Source organism: Pseudomonas sp. HD6515 (assembly GCF_024971855.1).
Lineage (GTDB): Bacteria > Pseudomonadota > Gammaproteobacteria > Pseudomonadales > Pseudomonadaceae > Aquipseudomonas > Aquipseudomonas alloputida.
In genome coordinates, this window is record NZ_CP079827.1 from 4,759,418 (window position 1) to 4,779,556 (window position 20,139).

The 20,139-nt window shown below is 63.9% G+C and carries 15 protein-coding genes; 6 read left to right on the forward strand and 9 right to left on the reverse strand.

All coding sequences use genetic code 11. The features are described from left to right. Position 1: 1 nt before the first annotated feature. Together mupP and KW568_RS22060 are read left to right on the forward strand one after the other, a co-directional pair. A complete protein-coding gene (gene mupP, locus KW568_RS22055) occupies positions 2 to 673 on the forward strand; it encodes an N-acetylmuramic acid 6-phosphate phosphatase MupP (protein ID WP_003252659.1) in 672 nt (223 codons plus the stop codon). 156 nt (positions 674 to 829) lie between these two features. Continuing rightward, a complete protein-coding gene (locus KW568_RS22060; protein ID WP_003252656.1) occupies positions 830 to 1,570 on the forward strand; it encodes a YciK family oxidoreductase in 741 nt (246 codons plus the stop codon). A 105-nt stretch (positions 1,571 to 1,675) separates the two neighbouring features. Here the strand turns inward: KW568_RS22060 and KW568_RS22065 are convergent, their stop codons facing one another. The 7 genes from KW568_RS22065 to KW568_RS22095 form a co-directional block, all read right to left on the reverse strand. Then, positions 1,676 to 2,461 carry a TenA family transcriptional regulator gene (locus tag KW568_RS22065; RefSeq protein WP_003252654.1) on the reverse strand — a complete coding sequence of 262 codons (786 nt, stop codon included), beginning with the start codon at positions 2,459 to 2,461 and terminating at the stop codon, positions 1,676 to 1,678. A 30-nt stretch (positions 2,462 to 2,491) separates the two neighbouring features. Continuing rightward, on the reverse strand, positions 2,492 to 4,948 hold the full coding sequence (locus KW568_RS22070) for an EAL domain-containing protein (protein WP_259536802.1): 2,457 nt from the start codon (positions 4,946 to 4,948) through the stop codon (positions 2,492 to 2,494). 288 nt (positions 4,949 to 5,236) lie between these two features. Beyond that, positions 5,237 to 7,069, reverse strand: coding sequence for an ABC transporter ATP-binding protein (locus KW568_RS22075; RefSeq protein WP_060546287.1), 1,833 nt, complete (start codon positions 7,067 to 7,069; stop codon positions 5,237 to 5,239). Further along, positions 7,062 to 7,694 carry a DsbA family protein gene (locus tag KW568_RS22080; RefSeq protein WP_003252648.1) on the reverse strand — a complete coding sequence of 211 codons (633 nt, stop codon included), beginning with the start codon at positions 7,692 to 7,694 and terminating at the stop codon, positions 7,062 to 7,064. The genes KW568_RS22075 and KW568_RS22080 overlap by 8 nt, the downstream gene beginning before the upstream one ends. Before the next feature lie 3 nt (positions 7,695 to 7,697). After that, positions 7,698 to 8,630 (reverse strand): rhodanese-related sulfurtransferase, encoded by a 933-nt coding sequence (locus KW568_RS22085; protein ID WP_003252646.1) that lies wholly within the window; start codon positions 8,628 to 8,630, stop codon positions 7,698 to 7,700. 226 nt (positions 8,631 to 8,856) lie between these two features. Next, positions 8,857 to 9,153 (reverse strand): BolA family transcriptional regulator, encoded by a 297-nt coding sequence (locus KW568_RS22090; RefSeq protein ID WP_259536805.1) that lies wholly within the window; start codon positions 9,151 to 9,153, stop codon positions 8,857 to 8,859. A gap of 10 nt (positions 9,154 to 9,163) precedes the next feature. Further along, positions 9,164 to 9,688 carry a DUF2059 domain-containing protein gene (locus KW568_RS22095; protein WP_003252642.1) on the reverse strand — a complete coding sequence of 175 codons (525 nt, stop codon included), beginning with the start codon at positions 9,686 to 9,688 and terminating at the stop codon, positions 9,164 to 9,166. 154 nt (positions 9,689 to 9,842) lie between these two features. Here KW568_RS22095 and KW568_RS22100 point away from each other — a divergent pair, with 154 nt between their 5' ends. After that, positions 9,843 to 11,237, forward strand: a complete 1,395-nt coding sequence (locus KW568_RS22100) for a class II fumarate hydratase (RefSeq protein ID WP_014754193.1) — start codon at positions 9,843 to 9,845, stop codon at positions 11,235 to 11,237. A gap of 276 nt (positions 11,238 to 11,513) precedes the next feature. On the opposite strand, the gene KW568_RS22105 is transcribed toward KW568_RS22100, so the two are convergent. Beyond that, positions 11,514 to 12,467: a DMT family transporter gene (locus KW568_RS22105; protein WP_259536810.1), complete on the reverse strand. Its 954-nt coding sequence runs from the start codon at positions 12,465 to 12,467 to the stop codon at positions 11,514 to 11,516. A gap of 291 nt (positions 12,468 to 12,758) precedes the next feature. Continuing rightward, entirely contained in the window at positions 12,759 to 14,252 is a 1,494-nt protein-coding gene (pap, locus tag KW568_RS22110; RefSeq protein ID WP_064614009.1) for a polyphosphate:AMP phosphotransferase, read from the reverse strand. 136 nt (positions 14,253 to 14,388) lie between these two features. On the opposite strand from pap, the gene mnmC reads away from it, so the two are divergent. The 3 genes from mnmC (at position 14,389) to ngg (ending at position 20,020) form a co-directional block, all read left to right on the forward strand. After that, a complete protein-coding gene (mnmC, locus tag KW568_RS22115) occupies positions 14,389 to 16,353 on the forward strand; it encodes a bifunctional tRNA (5-methylaminomethyl-2-thiouridine)(34)-methyltransferase MnmD/FAD-dependent 5-carboxymethylaminomethyl-2-thiouridine(34) oxidoreductase MnmC (protein WP_259536813.1) in 1,965 nt (654 codons plus the stop codon). Between the two features lie 130 nt (positions 16,354 to 16,483). Continuing rightward, on the forward strand, positions 16,484 to 18,271 hold the full coding sequence (locus tag KW568_RS22120) for an N-acetylglutaminylglutamine amidotransferase (RefSeq protein WP_259536815.1): 1,788 nt from the start codon (positions 16,484 to 16,486) through the stop codon (positions 18,269 to 18,271). Positions 18,272 to 18,274: 3 nt separating this feature from the next. After that, positions 18,275 to 20,020, forward strand: a complete 1,746-nt coding sequence (gene ngg / locus KW568_RS22125; protein WP_070095916.1) for an N-acetylglutaminylglutamine synthetase — start codon at positions 18,275 to 18,277, stop codon at positions 20,018 to 20,020. The last annotated feature ends 119 nt before the right edge of the window (positions 20,021 to 20,139 follow it).

Below are 20,139 nucleotides of genomic sequence, written 5' to 3' on the forward strand. Positions count from 1 at the left end.
CATGCGTTTGCGAGCAGTACTCTTCGACATGGACGGCACCTTGCTGGACACGGCGCCGGACTTCATCGCCATTTGCCAGGCCATGCTCGCCGACCGCGGGCTGCCGGCCGTTGACGACAACCTGATCCGTGGCGTGATCTCGGGTGGCGCCCGCGCCATGGTCGCCACTGCGTTCGCCATGGACCCGGAGGCTGACGGCTTCGAGGCCCTGCGCCTGGAATTCCTCGAGCGTTACCAGCGCGACTGCGCGGTGCACAGCAAGCTGTTCGAGGGCATGGCCGAGCTGCTAGCCGACATCGAGAAAGGCAACCTGCTGTGGGGCGTCGTCACCAACAAGCCGGTGCGCTTCGCCGAGCCGATCATGCAGCAGCTGGGCCTGGCCGAGCGTTCGGCGTTGCTGATCTGCCCGGACCACGTGAAAAACAGCAAACCCGACCCCGAGCCGCTGATCCTGGCCTGCAAGACGCTGAACCTGGACCCGGCGAGTGTGCTGTTCGTCGGCGACGACCTGCGCGACATCGAGTCTGGCCGCGACGCAGGTACCCGCACGGCGGCGGTGCGCTACGGCTATATTCATCCAGAGGACAACCCCAACAACTGGGGTGCCGACGTGGTGGTGGACCACCCACTGGAACTGCGCAAAGTGATCGACAGCGCGCTGTGCGGCTGCTGAACCCAGACCGATGACCGGGCACCGTCTCTTTGTAGGAGCGGGTTCACCCGCGAATGCGCCAGCCCAGACAACACTGGCGCCTGATCGGACGCATTCGCGGGTAAACCCGCTCCTACAATAGGCCCGGCCGCCCACACGAACTCGAAGGACAGAACCATGTTCGACTACACCGCCCGCCCCGACCTGCTGCAAGGCCGGGTCATCCTGGTTACCGGTGCCGGCCGTGGCATTGGTGCCGCGGCTGCCAAGGCTTATGCCGCACTGGGTGCCACCGTGCTGCTGCTGGGCAAGACCGAGGCCAACCTGAACGAGGTCTACGACCAGATCGAAGCCGCCGGCCACCCGCAGCCGGTGGTCATCCCGTTCAACCTGGAAACCGCCCTGCCACACCAGTACGACGAGCTGGCGGCCATGATCGAAGGCCAGTTCGGCCGCCTCGATGGCCTGCTCAACAATGCGTCGATCATCGGCCCGCGCACGCCGCTGGAGCAGTTGTCGGGCGACAACTTCATGCGCGTGATGCACATCAACGTCAATGCCACCTTCATGCTCACCAGCACCCTGCTGCCGCTGCTGAAGCTGTCGGAGGACGCTTCGGTGGTGTTCACCAGCAGCAGCGTCGGGCGCAAGGGCCGGGCTTACTGGGGCGCCTATGGCGTGTCGAAGTTCGCCACCGAAGGCCTGATGCAGACCTTGGCCGATGAACTGGAAGGCGTGGCGCCGGTGCGCGCCAACAGCATCAACCCAGGCGCCACGCGCACGGCAATGCGGGCCCAGGCCTACCCTGGCGAGAACCCGCAGAACAACCCGCTGCCCGAAGAGATCATGCCGGTGTACCTGTACCTGATGGGGCCAGACAGCACAGGGGTGAACGGGCAGGCGTTCAACGCCCAATGATGTTTTGCCTGTACCGGCCCTTTCGCGGGTGAACCCGCCCTACAGGGGATCGCATAACCCGGTAGGAGCGGGTTCACCCGCGAAGAGGCCGGTGCAAGCGAACGATCAGCCCGCAGCCAACGCCGGTCGCATACGGCCTTGCTGGCGCCCTTCCAGCTGCATGCAGCGTTCCAGGAACAGGAACATGCAGTCGTAGCTCTTGCAAATGGCCCTGCGCAGTTCGTTGCGCAACCCCAGGGTGGGGTTCTCACCGGCCAGGGTACAGATGATTTCCAGCGCCTCCCACGGGTGCGCATCGTCATACTGGGCATGCATCTTCAGCCACTTCATCGCCCGCTTGCGCCCTTCTTCAGGGAACCCCTGCGCATAGGTATCAGTCGAGCACACCACCGCCGACCATTCACCGGTCGCGCCTTCGATGGCGTAGTTGGTCGCCGCCATGGAAATGGCCAGGTTCTCGGTGGCGCACACCCGCCAGCACCAGTCGTTCAGGCCGTTCAGCTCGGGCGGCACCTCTTGCGCCTGCAACTCGTGCAGGTGCACACCGTGCGCCTGGCACCAGTTCACCCAGTAGTCGGCATGGTTGAGCTCGACGCGGATGTTGCGCATCAGCCAGCGCCGCGCCATGTCCTCGCCCTGATGCCGGCCATAGCGGGTCTTGGTCAGGTTATGCGCCATGTACAACGAAAACTGCTCCACCACCGGCCAGCCACCGATCAGGTACTGACGGATGGTCGATTGCTTCAGCTGGCCATCGCGCAGACGTGCATAAAACTCATGCTCAACCACCCGGCGCTTGCTCTCGCGGCAGTCTTCAATCAGTTGCTGGGCCCATTGGGGGTAACTGGCGGGGTCCATCAAAGGCCCGATACGAACGAATGCGTCAATCACTTTCAGCTCCTTGATCCTTGTGATTTCCAACTAGCGAAACGTGCCAGGTGCTCGCTGCAACAGAGGCCGGGCGGCGATCCGTTGGCGCTGCAGACTGTCACAGGTGAACACCTGGGGGCGTTCGATCAGGTAGCCCTGGGCGTAATCCACGCCTATTTCCTGCAAGGCCTGCTCGATCAAGGGTGTTTCGACGAACTCGGCGATCGTGCGCTTACCCATCACATGGCCGATATGGTTGATGACCTCGACCATGGCCCGGTTGACCGGGTCGTCGAGCATGTCCTTGACGAAACTGCCGTCAATCTTCAGGTAGTCCACGGGCAAATGCTTGAGATAGGCAAACGAGGACATGCCGGCGCAAAAATCATCCAGCGAGAAACGGCAACCCAGCCCTTTCAACTCATTGATGAAGCGAATGGCGCTGCCCAGGTTGGCAATGGCGCTGGTTTCGGTAATTTCGAAACAGATCATTCGCGGCGGAATGGCGTATTCGACGAACAACCGCTGGAGGTATTCAAGGAACTTGTCGTCGCCAATGCTGGACCCTGACAGGTTGATGGCACAAGTCGACAACGGCCCTTCACGCCCTTCTTCCAGGCACTGGCGTATGACCATGAACACATTGCGTACCACCCAGCGGTCCAGCGCGGTCATCAGGCCGTAGCGCTCGGCCGCCGGGATGAAGCTGCTGGGCAGGATGGTGCGGCCGCTTTCGTCGTGCAGGCGCAACAGAATCTCGATATGGCCCGGGCCCTCGAAGGTTTTGAGCGGGGCGATTTCCTGGGCGTAGAGGCAAAAGCGGTTTTCTTCCAGGGCCACATGCAGGCGCTGGATCCAGGCCATTTCGCCAAAACGCATGGACAGTTCGCTGTCGTCGGCGTGGTACACCTGTACACGGTTTCGGCCCTTTTCCTTGGCCATGTAGCAGGCCATGTCGGCGGCGCGCAGCGAAGCCTCCAGGGTACCGGGGGCCTGGGCCATGTGCACCAGGCCAATGCTGACCGTGGTCACGAACGGCCGCCCTTTCCATACGAAGTGCAGGCTCTGCACCATCTGGCGCAATTGTTCGCCAATGCGCTCGGCCTGGTCGGGCGGGCAGTTTTCCAGCAGCACGCCAAACTCATCGCCGCCCAGCCGCGCCAGCGTATCGCCCTCACGCAGGCCGGACTGCAGCACCGCGCAGATATGCCGCAGCAACTCATCGCCGGCAGCGTGGCCACAGGTGTCGTTGACCAGCTTGAACTGGTCGAGGTCGAGGAACATCAGCGAATGCCGCCCGGCCTGGCGCGCCAGGTCGTTGAGCGCCTGTTCCAGGCGGTACTCGAACTCGCGGCGGTTGGCCAGCCCGGTCAGGGCGTCGTGGGTTGCCTGCCAGGACAGATTGGCGATGTACTGGCGTTCCTGGGTCATATCGTGCAGCACCAGCACGATGCCACTGACCTGGCCATCATTGACGATCGGCGAGCCTACCAGGTTGATCGACACGGTACTGCCGTCCAGGCGCTGGATCAGCCGGGCATGCTCGGAGCCGCCCTTGAGGCTGCCGCTGAGCACCTGTTCGACCAAACTGCGACCGTCCTCCTCGGCGTGTTCATCCACCAGGCTGAACAGCGCCGACAGCGGCAGGCCCTGGGCCTGCCCGGATTGCCAGTGGGTCAATTGCTCGGCGGCCGGGTTCATGTAGCCGATACTGCCTTCGACATCGGTGGTGATCACCGCATCCCCGATGGCCTGCAGGGTAATCTGCGCACGCTCTTTTTCTTCCTGCAGGGCGCTGGCAAAGGCTTGGCGCTGGGCCAACAGCTTGCTGGAGCGGCGCCAGGCAATGGCGATCAGGAACATCGCGGTCAGCAGGTTGGTGATCAGCAGCACCCGTAGCAACATGCGCGAGCCTTCGCCCAAGGCATCACTGAACGCCTTGGCCGCCGGGGTCACGCCTTCGTTGATGGCGACAATGCGGGCCTTCCAGTCGCTGACGGTGTCGGCATCCACCGGGCCATCGGCAAAACGCTGGCGCATTTCACCGGCCAGTACATCCAGCTTGGCCAGATAGTCGTCACCGATGTCCCAGTAATCGATGGCTGTCTGCATATAGCTGACATGGCGAAAGTTGCGGTAGAACCAGATGATCCGCTCGACATCGTCAGGGTGGTTGCCACCGTGCAGAACCGCCTGTCGCGCGGCGTCCAGATCAGGGCTGGGGTGGTCGAGCACTTCGCGCAGACGATGGTCACCCTGCGGTACGGTAATGGCCTGGCGATAGCGTTGGTAGGTGCTGTCGCCCTGCGTCTCGCCGTACAGACTGAGGTAATAGATGGCATCTTTCTGCGCCTTGGACCACAGGCTTTCGCCCGCGACATAGGCGCGCACGGCCGAGAGCGTATAAAGGCTAAGGCTGCCCAACGCCACCTGAAGGACCACGACGGCGATGAAAGGCCATGTGATGCCGAGCAACTTTGGCGCTTCGAGTGTGCGATTTCCCTTCATGGAGTCCCTGTCACAGAGCAGATAAGGCGTAAATCGACCCAGACAAGCACAGCGTAGGCCATTTGCCATCGCTGTGAAGGGGATTTTTATGACAAGGAATCGGGGAATTTGTACAGCGTATGCGCTGGCCATTGTAGGAGCGGGTTTACCCGCGAAGAAGACACCGCGGTGGATGGCACGGGCTTCGCCCGTGTTCGCGGGCAAGCCCGCTCCCACAGGGATCGCACCAGCTTTTAGAAATTGAGCAAGACAGTTGCTCCCATAAGCCCGGTGAAGGCAGCCAGATAGTCAGCTCTGCTGCAGATGCCCATAAAGCTTGGCGTATAACCCACCCTCGGCAATCAGCTGCTGATGGTCGCCGTCTTCGGCCACGTGCCCGCCATCGAACACCAGTACCCGGTCGGCCTGTTTCACCGCCGACAAGCGATGGGCGATGATCAGCGTGGTGCGGCCGCTGAGAAAGCACGCCAAGGCCTGATGCAGGTTGTACTCGGTGGCGGCATCCAGGGCTGAGGTGGCCTCGTCGAGGATCACTACCTTGGGCTCAGCCAGTACCATGCGGGCAATGGCCAGGCGCTGGCGCTGGCCACCGGACAAGCGCACGCCTGAACGCCCCACCACACTGTCCAGGCCTTGCGGCAAGGCGGCGATGGTGGCATCCAGCTGAGCGATGCGCAGCGCCTGCCAGCACGCATCATCGCTGCAGTCGCGGCCCATGGTCAGGTTGGCACGCACGCTGTCGTTGAACAGCGACGGGTGCTGCAACACCACCGCGACATTCTCGCGCAGGGTTTCCAGGCCGATTTCCTGCAGGCTGGCCCCGCCAAAGCGGATGGTCCCGGCCTGGGCGCTGTATAGGCCCAGCAGTAGCTGCACCAGCGTGCTCTTGCCGCCGCCGCTGGCACCGACAATCGCCACCTTCTCACCCGCGGCGATAGACAGGTCGAGGTGGTCGAGCACCGGCTCGTCGGCATAGGCAAAGCGCAGGTCGCGCACGTCAATGCCCACCGTTTCGCGGCCGGCGAACGGGTCGCTGGCGGCCGGGTATTGCGGCTCGTCGGCACGCGCCAGCAGCTCGTTGAGGCGACTCAGCGCACCGCCGGCGGCGTAGTAGGCATATTGCAGATTAAGCAGTTGCTCCACCGGACCGATCATGAACCACAGGTAGCTGAACACCGCCAGCATCTGGCCGATCGACAGGTCGGAAAACAGCACGGTCAGCATGGCCGCCGCGCGGAAGATGTCGATGCCGAACTGGAACAGCAGGCCACTGGCACGGCCACTGGCATCGCTTTTCCATTGTGAGTCCACCGCGTAATCGCGCACTTCGCGGGCACGCAGGCCCAGGCGGCCAAGGAAGTAGCCCTGGCGGTTGCCAGCGCGGATTTCCTGAATGGCATCGAGGGTTTCCGCCAGCGCCTGGGTAAAGCGCGCGGTGCTGTCGTTTTCAAGCTTTTTCAGGTGTTTGACGCGCTTGCCCAACTGCACGGTGAAGTAGATCACCAGCGGGTTGAACAGCAAGATCAGCAAGGCCAGCTGCCAGTGCATCCAGATCAGGATCGCCGCCGTGCCGGTCAGTGTCAGCATGGCCACCAGGAAGCGGCTGAGGGTTTCGCCAACGAACTTGTCGAGGGTGTCCAGGTCGGTGACCAGGTGGGTGGTTACCGTGCCGCTGCCCAGGCTTTCGTACTCTTTCAGCGAAATACGCTTGAGGCGCTCGATCAGGCGGATGCGCAGGCGGTAGACGATGTCCTTGGCCAGCCCGGCGAACAGCTTGGACTGGATCACGTTGAACGCCAGTGCAGCCAGGCGCAGGCACAGGGTGAGCGCCAGCATCAGGCCGATGTAGCCGGCTGCTACCTGCCAGCTGGACGGCAGCAGATGGTTCATCCACTTCAGCGCGGCATCGCCATGGCCGAGCAGTACTTCGTCCACCAACAGCGGCAGCAGCAGCGGAATGGGCACACTGCAACACGCCGCCAGTAACGCAATGAGGTTGGCGGACCAGAGGTTTTTCTTGTGATGCAGGGCCAGGCGGCGGATTTCCGCCCAGCTCAGTCGATCGCCCGCAGTGTATGGCTTGCCCGGTACCGGGTCGGGTGACCCTGGTACATCAAGCACAGGCGGCCTGCTGCAGCCAGCGGCCGAGCAAGGGTTGCAGGCGCTCCAGCGGCTGGTAGCCGTTGGTCAGCAAGGCCAGTTGGCCATTGCGCTCGGCCAGCAAGGTCGGGAAACCGGCAATACCCAGGTCCTGGGCCCAGGCGAAGTCGGCCGCGGTGGCGGCGCGGGTATCGGCACGGGCGAAGGTTTCGGCGAACGCGGCACGGTCGAAGCCACTCTGGGAGGCCAGCTCGACCAGCTGCGGCGCGGTGGTCACATCGGTACCCTGCTCGTAGAACGAACGCTGGATCAACGCCAGCAGCGGCCAGACGCGCTCGGCATCCAGCTCGCGGGCCGCGACCAGGGCGCGACAGGCCGGCTCGGTGTCGTAGACGAAGCCGTCAGGCATGGCCCCCTCGAAGCGGAACGGCTGGCCGGTAGCATCAGCCACCGCCTGCCAGTGTTCCAGGATGTACTTGCGAGTGGAGCTGTCCAGGGCGCTGCCGCCCGTACGCAGCCCGCCCGTTACCAAGCGGGCAGGCACGCCTGCCTCACGCGCCTGGGCGATCAGGGCCGCGGCCACTGGCGCAAACCCCCAGCACCAGGAGCACATCGGGTCCATCACATAGATCAGGCGTGCAGACATGCTTCAAGCCTCGGCTTTGTAGTTGTAACCGATCGGGTGCGGCAGGTTGCGGGCCTTGGCCAGCTCGATCTGCTTCTGCCGGTCGATGGCACTGCGCCGGGTCTTCTCGCTCAGGCTGTCCCAGCAATGCGGGCAGCTGACACCTGGCGAATAGTGCTCGGACGCGCGTTCCTCTGCATTGATCGGATGGCGGCAGGCGTGGCACTGGTCGTACTCGCCTTCGCTCAGGTCATGGCGCACCGTAACCCGGTTGTCGAAGACGAAGCAGTCGCCGTCCCACAGGCTTTCTTCCTGAGGCACTTCCTCGAAGTATTTCAGGATGCCGCCCTTAAGATGATAGACCGACTCGAAGCCTTCACCGAGCATGTAGCTGGAGGCTTTTTCGCAACGGATGCCGCCGGTGCAGAACATGGCGACCTTCTTGTGCTTGCTCGGGTCGAAATTGGCCTTGATGTACTCCGGGAACTCACGGAACGTTTCGGTCTTCGGGTCGATGGCGCCCTTGAACGTACCGATGGCCACTTCGTAGTCGTTGCGGGTGTCGATCAACAGCACTTCCGGGTCGCTGATCAGGGCGTTCCAGTCCTTGGGCTCGACATAGGTACCAACGGCCTGGTTGGGGTCTACGCCCGGCACGCCGAGGGTGACGATCTCTTTCTTGAGCTTGACCTTGGTGCGGTAGAACGGCTGTTCGTCGCAGTACGACTCTTTATGGTCGACATCGACAAGGCGCGGGTCGTTGCGCAGCCAGGCCAGCAGACCATCGATGCCTTCGCGGGTGGCCGATACGGTGCCGTTGATGCCCTCGTGGGCCAGCAGCAGGGTGCCTTTGACGTTGTTGTCGAGCATGGTCTTGAGCAGCGGCTCACGCAGCTCGACGTAGTCTTCCAGGGTGACGAACTTGTACAGCGCCGCGACGACGATGGCTTGAGACATGTAACGGAATCTCCAGGTGGTTGCCCTCGTAAGGGGCGGACCGGGTTTGACGGTATAGAAAAGCATGGGGGCGCTTTGCGCCCCTTTCGCGACACAAGGCCGCTCCCACAGGGGACCGCGTAACCTGATGGCTAGTGCGGTTTTTGTGGGAGCGGCCTTGTGTCGCGAAAGGGCCGCAAAGCGGCCCCCGGATTTTGCAGGATTCTACCAGAACAACAGAAAGGTTTCAGTGCCCGCCGCCGGCGCACACCGGCGAGGCCGGTGCAACGCCGACCTTGGCCCACTCTTCGGCGGTGTAGGTGTGGATGGCCAGGGCGTGAATCTCGCCCATCAGCTCACCCATGGTGGCGTACACCTTCTGGTGGCGCTTGACGCTGTTCAACCCGGCGAACTGCTCGCTGACGATCACGGCCTTGTAGTGGGTCTCCTGACCACGACTGTGCATGTGACTTTCGTTGAGCACTTGCAGGTATTGCGGCGCCAGCGCGGCCAGTTGCTGTTCGATACGTTGTTGCATGATCATTGCGGCGTACTCACTTCTTCGCGGGTGCGGCGGCCTTGCCTGCGTTCGGGTCCAGCTCTTTGGTCATGTCTTCCAGCAGCTTGTTCACCACCGGTACTGCGGGCTCCAGGCTCTGCTGGGTCAGCTGTGCCGACTGCTGAGTGACCTTGGGCATTTCACGCAGCACTTTCTTGCCCAGCGGCGATTCGTAGAACTTGACCAGGTCTTTCAGCTCCTGCTCGGTGAAGGTCTGGGTGTACAGGTCGACCATCTTCGGCTTCAGCTTGTTCCAGCCGATGGCATTGTCCAGGGCGGCATTGGCCTTGGCCTGGTAGCTTTCGAGTACGGGCTGCTTGGCGGCCGGGGCCTTGGTCTGGGCGAAACGCTGGGCGAACATCTGCTGCACTTGCATGTACACCGGGGTGCCCAGCTTGTCGGCGTTGGCCAGGGTCAGGAATTTCTCGGCAGCAGCGTTGTGGCTGGCGGTGGCAGCGAGTACCTGGCCGCTGGCGCAAACCAGGGCAACGGCGGCACAAAGGACACGGAGACGGGTCATTGCATTTCCTTCAAAGAGAGGGAGGCGGGCACCTCAGAGTAGAGCATTCTGCGCCGTGGTGGCGATGTGCTCAAGTGGCACGACGAGCGACGGAACCGCTCGGTCGAATCAGGGCCTAAACTGCGATTTCGAACTACACAGGAGTGAGTACAGAATGAGCCGTATCGAGACAGACAGCCTGGGCCCGGTCGAAGTTCCGGAGGACGCCTACTGGGGTGCGCAGACCCAGCGTTCGCTGATCAACTTCGCCATTGGCAAGGAACGCATGCCCCTCGCGGTGTTGCACGCCCTGGCACTGATCAAGAAGGCCGCGGCGCGCGTCAACGACCGCAATGGCGACCTGCCGGCCGACATCGCCCGGCTGATCGAACAGGCCGCCGATGAAGTGCTGGATGGCCAGCACGACGATCAGTTCCCGCTCGTCGTCTGGCAGACGGGCAGTGGCACCCAGAGCAACATGAACGTCAACGAGGTGATTGCCGGACGCGCCAACGAACTGGCCGGCAAAGGCCGTGGCGGCAAGGCGCCGGTGCACCCCAATGACCACGTCAACCGCTCGCAGAGCTCCAACGACTGCTTCCCCACCGCCATGCACATTGCGGCAGCCCAGGCGGTGCAGGAAAAGCTGCTGCCGGCCGTGACCGAACTGTCTTCAGGGCTGGCCGAGCTGTCGATGCGTCACCACCAGCTGGTAAAAACCGGTCGCACACACATGATGGACGCCACGCCGATCACCTTCGGCCAGGAAGTGTCGGCCTTCGTCGCCCAGCTCGATTACGCCCAGCGCGCCATCCGCGCCACCCTGCCGGCGGTGTGCGAACTGGCCCAGGGCGGCACTGCCGTGGGTACCGGGCTGAACGCCCCGCAGGGGTTTGCCGAGGCCATCGCTGCCGAGCTGGCGGCGCTGTCCGGCCTGCCGTTCATCACCGCGCCGAACAAGTTCGCCGCCCTCGCCGGCCACGAGCCGCTGACCAGCCTGGCGGGCGCCCTGAAAACCCTGGCCGTGGCCTTGATGAAAATTGCCAACGACCTGCGCCTGCTGGGTTCCGGCCCGCGCGCCGGGCTGGCCGAGGTGCGCCTGCCGGCCAACGAGCCCGGCAGCTCGATCATGCCGGGCAAGGTCAACCCCACCCAGTGCGAGGCGCTGTCGATGCTGGCCTGCCAGGTGCTGGGCAACGACGCGGCCATTGGCTTTGCCGCCAGCCAGGGGCATTTGCAGCTGAACGTGTTCAAGCCGGTGATCATTCATAACCTGCTGCAATCCATCGAGTTGCTGGCGGATGGTTGCCGCAACTTCCAGCAGCATTGCGTGGCGGGTATCGAGCCGGATGCCGAGCAGATGGCCGCGCACCTGGAGCGCGGGTTGATGCTGGTGACGGCGCTGAACCCGCATATTGGCTATGACAAGGCGGCGGAAATTGCCAAAAAGGCTTACAGCGAGGGCAAGACCTTGCGCGAGGCGGCCTTGGCGTTGAAGTACCTGACCAATGAGCAGTTCGACCAGTGGGTGCGGCCGGAGAACATGCTGGCGCCGGGCGGCAAGGGCTGACTGCTCTGTAGCCTGTACCGGCCCTTTCGCGGGTGAACCCGCTCCTACGACGAGCGGCGATCCATGGTAGGAGCGGGTTCACCCGCGAAAGGGCCGGTACAGGCAATCGACAGACCTAGTGTGGTGTTTTGCAAATACGGCCAATAACTCGCGAGCGATTTTTGCGCTCAAGCAAGGCGTCGCGACGAGTCGTAGCCCAGCCACGGCGAGGAGCGACAACGCCGCATGAGCGCAAAAAGCGCCGCGCGTTATGGTCGTTATTTGTGAAACACCACACTAGGCCAACCGCGCCCGGCGCGCCCGCCACCCGGCCACCAGCGACGGCCCCAGCGCCACCAGCGCCGAACCGAACACCACCGTGACCGCCCCCAAATAGCCAAGGGCATTGATGTCCTCGGCATGCACATACTCAGGCCACACCCATGCTGCCAGCGCTACCGCAACAAAGGTCACCAGCGGGGTCAGCGCCAACGTGGCACTTACCCGCGACGCCTCCCAGTGCGCCAGCGCTTCGGCGAACGCGCCATAAGCCACCAGGGTGTTCAGGCAACAGGCCAGCAGCAGCCAGCCTTGCACCGGGGTCAGTTGCAAGGCCTCCAGCGGGTGCACCCAAGGTGTCAGCAACGCAGCGCAGCTGAGGTAGATCACCATCATCACCTGCTGCGAGTGCCACACGGTCAGCAACTGCTTTTGGCTCAGGGCGTAGAACACCCAGATGCTGGTCGCCAGCAAGATGGTCAACACGCCGGTGGTGTAGGTACCCAGTGAAGTCAGTAGCTCTTCCAGGCGCTGGTTGAAGAACAGGCCAAACCCTGCCAGCAGCACCAACAGGCCCATGCCCTGCCCCACACTGAAGCGCTCGCGGAACACGAACACGCTGGCCACCAGCAACAGCACCGGGCCGATCTGTACCACCAGTTGTGCGGTGCCTGGGCTAAGCAGTTTGAGACCGATCAGGTAGAGCACGTAGTTGCCCATCAGGCCGAGCACGGCCACCAGCACCAGGCCCTTGCCCTTGGGCGCCAGTTTACGCATGGACGGCAAACGCCGCTGAGCCGCCAGCCAGGCGAACAGCAGGCTGCCGGAAACCAGCAGGCGGTACCAGGTGACAGTGATCGGGTCGACCACTTGCAATACCTGCTTGAGCTTGATCGGCAAGATGCCCCAGAGCAGCGCCGTCAGAAGTGCCAGGAACAGCCCATAGCCCCAGCGGCCAGAAGTGGTGTGCATAAAATCCTCGATCAAGCCCGTGGTGGGGGTTGTTGAATTCTACGGGGTTGGAGGACGGGGACGGTGGAGAGTGCCGAGAAAAGAATTCATCAGGTCATTCTTTTGGGGCATGGCTGGGGGGAGGTGTTGCCTGTGCTGGCCCTTTCGCGGGTAAACCCGCTCCTACGGGAGGGTGAGCTGCGCCCCGGTGTTGGATTTTTTGTCCAACATCCGGGGCGCAGCTCAGCGCGCGATCCCTTGTAGGAGCGGGTTTACCCGCGAAAGGGCCAGCACAGGCAACATCACCGTCGGCTATTTTTTTTGCTTGGCAAACGCCGCTTCCAGCGCCTGGTTGATGGTGCGCACCACCTTCACCCGCGCCCAGCGCTTGTCATTGGCCTCCACCAGCGTCCAAGGGGCAATCTCGCTGCTGGTGCGGTCGACCATGTCGCCCACCGCCTGGGAGTATTCGTCCCACTTGTCGCGGTTGCGCCAGTCATCCTCGGTGATCTTGTAGCGTTTGAACGGAATTTGCTCACGCTCTTCGAAGCGCTCCAGTTGGGTCTGCTGGTCGATCGCCAGCCAGAACTTGACCACCACCACGCCGGCATCCACCAACTGCTCTTCAAAGTCGTTGATCTCGCTGTAGGCACGCATCCAGTCAGCGGGGCTGCAGAAGCCTTCCACCCGCTCCACCAGCACCCGGCCATACCAGGAACGGTCGAAGATGGTGAACTTGCTCCGTGCCGGGATGTGCCGCCAGAACCGCCACAGGTACGGCTGGGCGCGCTCTTCTTCGGTAGGCGCAGCAATCGGCACGATACGGTACTGCCGCGGGTCCAGCGCCGCCGCCACGCGGCGGATGGCGCCCCCCTTGCCGGCGGCGTCGTTGCCTTCGAACACCGCCACCAGGGCATGCCGGCGCATGCGCTTGTCACGCAGCAGGCCGGCCAGACGGGCCTGTTCGGTGATCAACTGTTCCTGATAGTCGGCCTTGTCCAGGCGCAAGGTCATGTCCAGGGCGCCAAGCAGGCTGCGGTCGTCGATGCTGTGGCCCAGCGGGGCCACGTTGCCCTGGTGCTTGCCCTTGGGATTATTGGCCAGCGCGGCTTGCAGGCTTTCCAGCAGAATGCGCCCCACCGCCAGGCTGCGGTAATTCGGGTCTACCCCTTCGATGATGTGCCATGGCGCATAGTCGCGGCTGGTGCGGCGCAGCACGCGCTCACCAAAGCGCACGAAGCGGTCGTAGGTTTGCGACTGCTGCCAATCCAGCGGGCTGATCTTCCAGCTGTGCAGCGGGTCGTCCTTGAGCGATTTCAGCCGTGCCTTCATCTGCTTCTTGGACAGGTGGAACCAGAACTTGATGATCAGCGCACCTTCATCGCAAAGCATCTGCTCCAGGCGCTCGGCACCGGTAATGGCCTGATCGAGCACGGCATCCTTGAACACCCCGTGCACCCGCCCCTGCAGCATCTGGCTGTACCAGTTGCCAAAGAACACACCCATCCGCCCCTTGGGTGGCAAGGCCCGCCAATAGCGCCAGGCGGGTGGGCGGGCCAGCTCTTCGTCGGTCTGCTGGTCGAAGGTGAGCACATCGATCATGCGCGGGTCCATCCACTCGTTGAGCAGTTTTACCGTCTCACCCTTGCCGGCGCCTTCAATGCCGTTGATCAGCACGATCACCGGAAACCGCGCCTGCTGCTTGAGTTCGTACTGGGCTTCGAGCAGGGCCTCGCGTAAAGCGGGTACCTCGGCGTCGTAAGCCTCCTTGTCGATGCTGTGGCCGATTTCGGCAGATTCGAACATGCACTGGCTCCTTCAATGGATAAGCAAGACTAGCGGATTTCATTTCGGCCTGTATTGACCTCTTCACCAATGAACGCGCTCCCACAGCTCAGCCGGATGGCATAAAATCCCGCCATCCGCTGCAACCGAGCCCACCATGCCCACCCTCCTCCAGCACGCCCAGATCGACTGGGACGACCAGGGCCGCCCCCATTCGCGGCACTATGACGACGTCTATTTCGCAGTCAACGAAGGCATCGAAGAAACCAAGCACGTGTTCCTCGGACAGACCCGCCTGGCCGAACGTTTTGCCAACCTGGCGCCGCACGCCTGCACGGTGATCGGCGAAACCGGTTTTGGCACCGGCATGAATTTTTTCTGCGCCTGGCAGCTGTTCGACCAGCACGCACACAGCGACGCGCGCCTGCACTTCGTCAGCGTCGAAAAGTACCCCCTCGACCACGCCGACATGGCCCGCGCAGTGCGCCTGTGGCCTGAACTGGCCGCCTATACCGAGCCGCTGCTGGAGCAATACGTGGCGGTGCACCCGGGCTTTCAGCAGTTCACCTTCGCCGGTGGCAGGGTCACCCTGACCCTGTTGATAGGCGATGTGCTGGAACAGCTGCCGCAACTCGATGCGCAGATCGATGTGTGGTTCCTCGACGGCTTCGCCCCCGCCAAGAACCCCGACATGTGGACCCCGGAGCTGTTTGCGCAACTGGCGCGGCTATCGCATCCGGGCACGGTGCTGGGCACCTTCACCACCACCGGCTGGGTACGCCGCAGCCTGGTGGAAGCCGGCTTCGCCATGAAGAAGGTGCCAGGCATCGGCAAGAAGTGGGAGGTGATGAGCGGCGCCTACGTCGGCCTCCGGCCCGGCCCATGCGCGCCTTGGTACGCGCGCCCCGCGGTGACACAGGGGCCGCACGAGGCGCTGGTGATCGGTGCCGGACTTGCCGGCAGCAGCAGCGCCGCCAGCCTGGCCCGGCGCGGCTGGCAGGTAACCGTGCTGGAGCGCCACGAAGCCCCGGCCCAGGAAGCGTCAGGCAACCCGCAAGGGGTGCTGTACCTCAAGCTGTCTGCCCATGGCACCGCGCTGTCGCAGATGATCCTGTCCGGGTTCGGCTACACCCGGCGTCAGCTGCAGCGCTTGCAGCGTGGCCGTGACTGGGATGCCTGCGGGGTGCTGCAACTGGCCTTCGACAGCAAGGAGGCCGAACGCCAGGGCAAGCTGGCTGCCGCCTTCGACCATGGCTTGCTGCACTGCCTGGCGCGCGCCGAGGCCGAAGCCATCGCCGGTGTGGCGTTGCCTGGCGGCGGGTTGTTCTACCCCGAAGGTGGCTGGGTGCACCCGCCAGCGCTGTGCCAACAGCAGTTGCAGCAACCTGGTATTCGCGTGGTGACCCACCAGGACGTGCTCGAACTGCGCAAAGTGGATGAGCATTGGCAAGCCTGGGCTGGCGACCAGCTGTTAGCCCGCGCTCCAGTGGTGGTCCTGGCCGGTGCGGCGGATGTGCTGCGCTTCGAACCTTGCGCGCAGTTACCACTCAAGCGCATCCGTGGGCAGATCACCCGCTTGCCGGCCACCGCCAGCAGCCAGGCGCTGCGCACCGTGGTGTGCGCGGAGGGCTATGTGGCACCGCCGCGCGAGGGTGAACATACACTGGGCGCCAGTTTTGACTTCCACAGCGAAGACCTTGCACCGACGGTGGCCGAGCACCAGGGCAACCTGGCGCTGCTGGACGAAATTTCCGTCGATCTGGCGCAACGGCTGGCTGTGGCTGAACTGGACCCCGAGCAATTGCAGGGACGTGCTGCGTTCCGTTGCACCAGCCCGGATTACCTGCCGATCGTCGGGCCCATTGCCGACGCGCAGGCGTTTACCGAAGCCTATGCAGTACTGGGCCGGGATGTGCGGCAAGTACCGGATGTGCCCTGCCCTTGGCTGGGCGGGTTGTATGTGAACAGCGGGCATGGCTCACGCGGGCTGATCACGGCGCCGTTGAGTGGCGAGCTGGTGGCGGCCTGGGTATGTGGGGAACCGCTGCCATTGCCGCGGGCGGTGGCGGAGGCTTGCCATCCGAACCGGTTTGGATTGCGCCGGTTGATCCGGGGGAAATGATGGCATCGGGTTGCCTGCCCGGCGTCATATAACCAAACATTCTAAAACTCTCGAAAAGCACATAGGTCAGTTCCTTAAGGTGCCCTAATCCGGGGCATCACCTCCCCAACGGAAAAACCGGTAAGGACTTATGTGCGGATTAGCAGGAGAGTTACGTTTCACCCCCATCGACCAAGCCCCTCGCCCAGCCGACCTGGCTGCGGTAGAGCGCATTACCCATCACCTGGCCCCGCGAGGCCCGGATGCCTGGGGCTTCCATAGCCAGGGGCCGATTGCCCTTGGCCACCGGCGGTTGAAGATCATGGACCTGTCGGACGGCTCGGCGCAGCCGATGGTCGACAACACCCTGGGCCTGTCGCTGGCCTTCAACGGCGCCATCTACAACTTCCCCGAACTGCGCGAGGAACTGCAGGCGCTGGGCTACAGCTTCTGGTCCGATGGCGACACCGAGGTGCTGCTCAAGGGCTACCACGCCTGGGGCGCGGCGCTGCTGCCCAAGCTCAACGGCATGTTTGCCCTGGCCATCTGGGAGCGCGACAACCAGCGCCTGTTCCTGGCCCGCGACCGCCTGGGCGTCAAACCCCTGTACCTGTCGCGCAACGGCGAGCGCCTGCGCTTTGCCTCGACCCTGCCGGCACTGCTCAAGGGCGGCGACATCGACCCGATGCTCGACCCGGTGGCCCTCAACCACTACCTGAACTTCCACGCCGTGGTACCGGCACCGCGCACCCTGCTGGCCAATGTGCAGAAGCTGGAGCCCGGCACCTGGATGCGCATCGACCGCCATGGCGAAGTGGAACGCCAGACCTGGTGGCAGCTGAAGTACGGCCCCAACCCGGACGAGCGTGAACTGGACCTGGAAGGCTGGACCACCCGCGTACTCGACGCCACCCGCGACGCCGTAGCCATCCGCCAGCGGGCAGCCGTCGATGTGGGTGTGTTGCTGTCCGGCGGCGTCGATTCCAGCCTGCTGGTCGGCTTGCTGCGCGAAGTGGGCGTTGACGACCTGTCGACCTTCTCCATCGGCTTTGAAGATGCCGGCGGCGAGCGCGGCGACGAGTTCCAGTATTCGGACCTGATCGCCAAACACTACGGCACCCATCACCACCAGTTGCGCATTGCCGAACACGAAATCATCGACCAACTGCCGGCCGCCTTCCGCGCCATGAGCGAGCCGATGGTCAGCCACGACTGCATCGCGTTCTACCTGCTGTCGCGGGAAGTGGCCAAACACTGCAAAGGCGTACAGAGCGGCCAGGGTGCCGATGAGCTGTTCGCCGGTTACCACTGGTACCCGCAGGTGGACGGCGCCGACGATGCCTATGCGGCCTACCGTGACGCCTTCTTCGACCGCAGCCACGCCGAATACCGCGACACCGTGCAGGCCCCCTGGCTGCTGGAAACCGACGCCGCCGGCGACTTCGTGCGCGAACACTTCGCGCGCCCCGGCGCACCGGCTGCCGTGGACAAGGCCCTGCGCCTGGACAGCACCGTGATGCTGGTCGACGACCCGGTCAAGCGGGTGGACAACATGACCATGGCCTGGGGCCTGGAGGCGCGGACGCCGTTCCTCGATTACCGCCTGGTGGAACTGTCGGCACGCATTCCCGCACGTTTCAAGCTGCCCGACGGCGGCAAGCAGGTGCTCAAGCAGGCAGCGCGACGGGTGATCCCGCATGAGGTGATCGACCGCAAGAAGGGTTACTTCCCGGTACCGGGCCTGAAGCATCTGGAAGGTGCCACCTTGGGCTGGGTACGCGAACTGTTGACCGACCCCAGCCAGGACCGAGGGTTGTTCAACCCGGCCATGCTCGACCGCCTGCTGAGCAACCCACACGGCCAGCTGACGCCATTGCGCGGCTCCAAGCTGTGGCAACTGGCGGCGCTGAACCTGTGGCTGAGCGAACAAGGAATCTGACCGATGAAAGCCCATGAAATCGCTTATGGTCAGCGCCTGCTGCGCGGCCAGGCGCCGTCCTACGAGCGCCTGCAGGCGCGCCTGGCCGGCGACGGCAGCCAGCCACACGACCAGCCGCGTGCCGTGCACTGCGGCTGGGGCCGGCTGTTGATAGGCCACACCTACCCCGACCCGGCTTCCTTGGCCGAGGATCTGCTCGACGAGCACCCGGGCGAACGCGACATCGCCCTGTACGTGGCCGCACCGCAGCAGGTGCTGGCCCAGGCCCCCCAGCAGCTGTTCCTCGACCCGTCCGACACCCTGCGCCTGTGGTTCACCGACTACCGCCCGGCGCAGCGTGTATTTCGCGGTTTCCGCGTGCGCCGGGCACAGAACCCCGCCGACTGGCAGGCGATCAACACGCTGTACCAGGCGCGCGGGATGCTCCCCGTCGACGCCGAGCTGCTTACCCCCCGGCACTTGGGTGGCCCGGTGTATTGGCTGGCCGAGGACGAAGACAGCGGCGCGATTATCGGCAGCGTCATGGGCCTGAACCACACCAAGGCGTTCGATGACCCCGAGCATGGCAGCAGCCTGTGGTGCCTGGCGGTGGACCCACACTGCACCCGCCCCGGCGTGGGTGAAGTGCTGGTGCGCCACCTGATCGAACACTTCATGAGCCGTGGCCTGGCTTACCTGGACCTGTCAGTGCTGCACGACAACCGCCAGGCCAAGCGCCTTTACCAGAAACTGGGTTTTCGCAACCTGCCCACCTTCGCAGTCAAGCGCAAGAACGGTATCAACGAGCAACTGTTCCTCGGGCCTGGCCCGCAAGCCGACCTCAACCCCTACGCTCGCATCATCGTCGACGAGGCGCTACGCCGGGGCATCGAAGTACAGGTCGATGACGCCGCTGGCGGCCTGTTCACCCTGAGCCTGGGCGGGCGGCGCATTCGCTGCCGGGAATCGCTCAGCGACCTGACCAGTGCCGTGACCATGACCCTGTGCCAGGACAAACGCCTGACCCAGCACGCCCTGCACAACGCCGGGCTGCAGGTGCCCGCTCAACAGCTGGCGGGCAATGCCGATGACAACCTGGCGTTTCTCGAAGAGCATGGCGCGGTGGTGGTCAAGCCGGTCGATGGCGAGCAAGGCCAGGGCGTGGCGGTGAACCTGACCTGCATCGACGACATCACCCGCGCCGTGGCACACGCCCGCCAGTTCGACAGCCGCGTGCTGCTGGAAAGCTTCCATGCCGGGTTCGACCTGCGCATCGTGGTGATCGGCTACGAGGTGGTGGCCGCGGCCATCCGCCACCCAGCGCAGGTGCTGGGCGACGGTAAGCACAGTGTGCGCCAGTTGATCGAAGCCCAGAGCCGTCGCCGCCAGGCCGCCACCGGTGGCGAAAGCCGCATTCCGCTGGACGACGAAACCGAGCGCACCTTGCGCGCAGCGGGCGTTGGCTATGACGACGTGTTGCCGGCCGGCCAGCGCCTGGCCGTGCGGCGCACGGCCAACCTGCACACCGGCGGCACCCTGGAAGACGTCACCGATCGCCTGCACCCGGTGCTGGCCGATGCTGCCGTGCGGGCGGCACGGGCACTGGAAATTCCGGTGGTTGGGCTGGACTTCATGGTGCGCGATGCCGGGCAGCCGGAGTACGTGATCATCGAGGCCAACGAACGTGCTGGCCTGGCCAACCATGAACCGCAGCCCACGGCCGAGCGTTTTATCGACCTGCTGTTTCCCCATAGCCGGCCGTTGGCCTGACAACTGCTCGGCTTTTTGTGGGAGCGGCCTTGTGTCGCGAATGGGGTGCGAAGCGCCCCTAGGATCTCAGCTTCGCTGCCGATATTGCCGGGGCCGCTTTGCGGCCCTTTCGCGACACA

What these genes read in the sequence shown, in the direction of transcription:
- KW568_RS22060 (WP_003252656.1), top strand. Translation starts at nt 830, where the DNA reads ATGTTCGACTACACCGCCCGCCCCGACCTGCTGCAAGGCCGGGTCATC.
- ngg (WP_070095916.1), top strand. Translation starts at nt 18,275, where the DNA reads ATGAAAGCCCATGAAATCGCTTATGGTCAGCGCCTGCTGCGCGGCCAG.
- KW568_RS22090 (WP_259536805.1), bottom strand. Translation starts at nt 9,153, where the DNA reads ATGATCATGCAACAACGTATCGAACAGCAACTGGCCGCGCTGGCGCCG.
- KW568_RS22095 (WP_003252642.1), bottom strand. Translation starts at nt 9,688, where the DNA reads ATGACCCGTCTCCGTGTCCTTTGTGCCGCCGTTGCCCTGGTTTGCGCC.
- KW568_RS22100 (WP_014754193.1), top strand. Translation starts at nt 9,843, where the DNA reads ATGAGCCGTATCGAGACAGACAGCCTGGGCCCGGTCGAAGTTCCGGAG.
- KW568_RS22120 (WP_259536815.1), top strand. Translation starts at nt 16,484, where the DNA reads ATGTGCGGATTAGCAGGAGAGTTACGTTTCACCCCCATCGACCAAGCC.
- mnmC (WP_259536813.1), top strand. Translation starts at nt 14,389, where the DNA reads ATGCCCACCCTCCTCCAGCACGCCCAGATCGACTGGGACGACCAGGGC.
- pap (WP_064614009.1), bottom strand. Translation starts at nt 14,252, where the DNA reads ATGTTCGAATCTGCCGAAATCGGCCACAGCATCGACAAGGAGGCTTAC.
- KW568_RS22070 (WP_259536802.1), bottom strand. Translation starts at nt 4,948, where the DNA reads ATGAAGGGAAATCGCACACTCGAAGCGCCAAAGTTGCTCGGCATCACA.
- mupP (WP_003252659.1), top strand. Translation starts at nt 2, where the DNA reads ATGCGTTTGCGAGCAGTACTCTTCGACATGGACGGCACCTTGCTGGAC.
- KW568_RS22085 (WP_003252646.1), bottom strand. Translation starts at nt 8,630, where the DNA reads ATGTCTCAAGCCATCGTCGTCGCGGCGCTGTACAAGTTCGTCACCCTG.
- KW568_RS22080 (WP_003252648.1), bottom strand. Translation starts at nt 7,694, where the DNA reads ATGTCTGCACGCCTGATCTATGTGATGGACCCGATGTGCTCCTGGTGC.
- KW568_RS22105 (WP_259536810.1), bottom strand. Translation starts at nt 12,467, where the DNA reads ATGCACACCACTTCTGGCCGCTGGGGCTATGGGCTGTTCCTGGCACTT.